Source organism: Microcystis sp. M49636_WE2 (assembly GCF_030065375.1).
Lineage (GTDB): Bacteria > Cyanobacteriota > Cyanobacteriia > Cyanobacteriales > Microcystaceae > Microcystis > Microcystis aeruginosa_C.
Window position 1 is genome coordinate 1 of sequence record NZ_JASJFG010000535.1, and the last position, 3,263, is coordinate 3,263.

Sequence of the window (3,263 nt, forward strand, 5' to 3'; positions counted from 1 at the left end):
TATCAGACACCCCCCTTATCAAGGGGGGATTAAGGGGGGATCGACACCCCCCTTATCAAGGGGGGATTAAGGGGGGATCGACACCCCCCTTATCAAGGGGGGATTAAGGGGGGATCGACACCAAAATCTATCTTCAGTTTAATTATAACCAGCTACTTACAATCAAAAATGGGATAGGTTAAAAACAGATCCCACAGTTCCAATTAAGTCAGAACTACTGACGAATTTGTACCGGCATCACCAAATAGGTCATCTTTAAACCTCCCAAGGGGGTAAAAATAACCGGTTGGGTACTAGCATTTAACTGCATTTGGATATCATTATTGGGTAAAGCCTTCAAACCGTCCATTAAATATTTAACATTAAAGGCAATATCGCCACTTTCTCCCTGAATTTCCGCCGCCATGGACTCTTTGGCGCTACCTAAATCGGGAGATTCCACCGCTAGGGATAAACGACTATTCTCGCCATCGAGACTAAACTTGACTAAATTATTCTTTTGGTCCGATAAAACCGCCACTAATTCCAAACAACGGATTAATTGTTTGCGGTCTAAAACCAAAGAGCGCTCGAAGGATTTAGGAATTAACTGATTATAGGTGGGATAGGCCCCTTCTAACTTACGACTGGTTAACCTCTGTTCCCCCATTTCAAAGATGACTTGAGAATCATCCACGTGCAGAGTAATAGTCTCGATATTTTGTTTTGTTGCCATCATTCTTTCCAATTCTCGCAGGGCCCGGGCCGGAATGGTGACATTAAAGCCACCAGAGGCACTTTCCACCTCCTCTAGGGGAGTTTGTACCACCGCTAAACGATGACCGTCCGTAGCGGCAAATTCTAGACAATCGACGGTTTTAGTTAAATGCACCCCCGTCAACACCTGTTTAGTTTCATCGCCACTAGCGGCAAACAATGCACCTTTTAGTCCCTCTGTCAAGGCAACTATAGGTAAATTAACAATTTCTCCATCGGCCACCGTGGGCAATTCTGGGAACTCATCGGCCTTCATGCCGCGAATTTGGAACTGTGCCGAGGCAGTTTTCAGGAAAGCGAGACTATGCTCTTCATCATTCTCGTTTTCTTCCACAGAGATGGTGATTTCCCCCTCTCCCAAACGAGAGACAATATCGTTAAGCAATTTTGCCGGCAGGGTAATTTTGCCCCCTTCCACCACTTCGGCCCGAAAACTGGTGCGAATCCCTAAACTCAAATCAAAAGCAGTCAGGCTAATTTCGCCCTTTTCCTCATCGGCACAAAAGAGAACATTTCCCAACACCGGATGGGTAGGACGACTGGCAACGGCCCGACTAACTAGGGATAAATTGCTGTTGAGTTCGCTTTGACTACTGGTAAATTTCATAGCAGGAATAGTTTTTTTGTACGCTAAAAAATAATAGCAAGAATTCCCCTGTGGAAAATCTGTGGAAAACCTGAGCTTTTTTTGATCGCTCTTTCCGGGCTAAAATCTATCAATAGCAATAACTTCGCCCATTGCTAGGTTTTTCTGGCAATTCTAAAAAGATTGTGGAAAAATTGTCAAAAGTGAAATTTTCGCCCCTTCTCAGCCAATTACATAAGTAGGTAGGCGTTAAAAGTTGTCAGATGCCCCCCTTATCAAGGGGGGACTAAGGGGGGAGCGGCACCCCCCTTATCAAGGGGGGATCAAGGGGGGATCGGCACCCCCCTTATCAAGGGGGGATTAAGGGGGGATCGGCACCCCCCTTATCAAGGGGGGATCAAGGGGGGATCAAACCTAAAATCCATTTTTAATTTAATTATAACCAGCTACTTAAGTTGTTAAGGATCAAGCTACAAGTCAAGAAGAGCGAGACTTGAGCCGACCAGCGCTCTCCCTAGAAAAAAAATTGCGTAAAATGTAGGCTGGTGATCTTTAAAATGGAACAAGCAGCAGGAAATTAACAAAACAAAGCTCCGGGCATTCCCCGGAATCGATAGACTCAAATAGACAAGGAGACAGGATTGGTTAGCACATCTTCGTATCAAACAACAAAATCGAAAGAAATCTTTACAGCCGCTCAAAAATTAATGCCGGGGGGTGTAAGTTCCCCCGTGCGGGCCTTTAAATCCGTCGGTGGGCAACCCATCGTTTTTGAAAGCGTCAAAGGGGCCTATATTCGCGACGTGGACGGTAACGAATACATCGACTACGTGGGAACTTGGGGGCCGGCTATCTGTGGTCATGCCCATCCCGAAGTTATTGCCGCCCTACACCAGGCCCTAGATAAAGGAACCAGTTTCGGCGCTCCCTGTGTTCAAGAAAATATTCTCGCTGAAATGGTGATTGATGCCGTTCCCAGCATTGAAATGGTGCGTTTTGTCAATTCCGGCACCGAAGCCTGTATGTCCGTCCTGCGCTTAATGCGGGCTTTTACCGGCCGGGATAAAATCATCAAATTCGAGGGCTGTTACCACGGTCACGCCGATATGTTCCTCGTTAAAGCTGGCTCTGGTGTAGCCACCCTGGGCCTACCCGACTCGCCGGGGGTTCCCAAAACCACCACTAACAACACTTTAACCGCTCCCTACAATGACCTGGAAGCGGTAAAAGCCCTCTTTGTCGAAAATCCCGACTCTATCGCCGGGGTGATTTTAGAACCAGTGGTGGGTAATGCCGGCTTTATCGTGCCGGATGCTGGCTTTTTAGAAGGATTGCGGGAATTAACCAAGGAATACGGGTCCCTATTAATGTTTGATGAGGTAATGACCGGATTCCGCATCGCCTACGGTGGCGCTCAGGAAAAATTCGGCATCACCCCCGATTTAACCACCCTGGGCAAAGTTATCGGCGGTGGGCTGCCGGTGGGGGCCTACGGCGGTCGGGCTGATATTATGGCGATGGTGGCTCCGGCCGGCCCGATGTACCAAGCGGGAACCTTATCCGGCAACCCTTTGGCCATGACGGCGGGAATTAAAACCCTCGAGTTACTCCAGCGCCCCGGCACCTACCAATATCTCGATAAAGTGACTAAATCCTTAACTGAAGGGCTGCTGAAAGTGGCTAGAGATGCTGGTCACAGCGTTTCTGGAGGTTATATTAGCGCCATGTTCGGAATGTTTTTCACTGGCTCCCCCGTACATAACTATGAAGATGCCAAAAAGGCCGATGTGGCTAAATTCGGTCGTTTTCACCGGGGAATGTTGGAAAGAGGCGTTTATCTAGCTCCTTCCCAGTTTGAAGCTGGTTTTACTTCTTTAGCTCACACAGAGGCCGATATCGAACGGACTTTGGCCGCCGCTAA

2 protein-coding genes are annotated in these 3,263 nt (G+C 47.9%); one reads left to right on the forward strand and one right to left on the reverse strand.

Annotated features, from left to right (window positions below; all coding sequences use genetic code 11):
* Window positions 1-214: 214 nt before the first annotated feature.
* Window positions 215-1,363 carry a DNA polymerase III subunit beta gene (gene dnaN, locus PX484_RS12435; RefSeq protein ID WP_004163844.1) on the reverse strand — a complete coding sequence of 383 codons (1,149 nt, stop codon included), beginning with the start codon at window positions 1,361-1,363 and terminating at the stop codon, window positions 215-217.
* Window positions 1,364-1,983: 620 nt separating this feature from the next.
* On the opposite strand from dnaN, the gene hemL reads away from it, so the two are divergent.
* Window positions 1,984-3,263 (forward strand): glutamate-1-semialdehyde 2,1-aminomutase (gene hemL / locus PX484_RS12440; protein WP_288104075.1); only part of this gene is annotated, 1,280 nt, incomplete at its 3' end.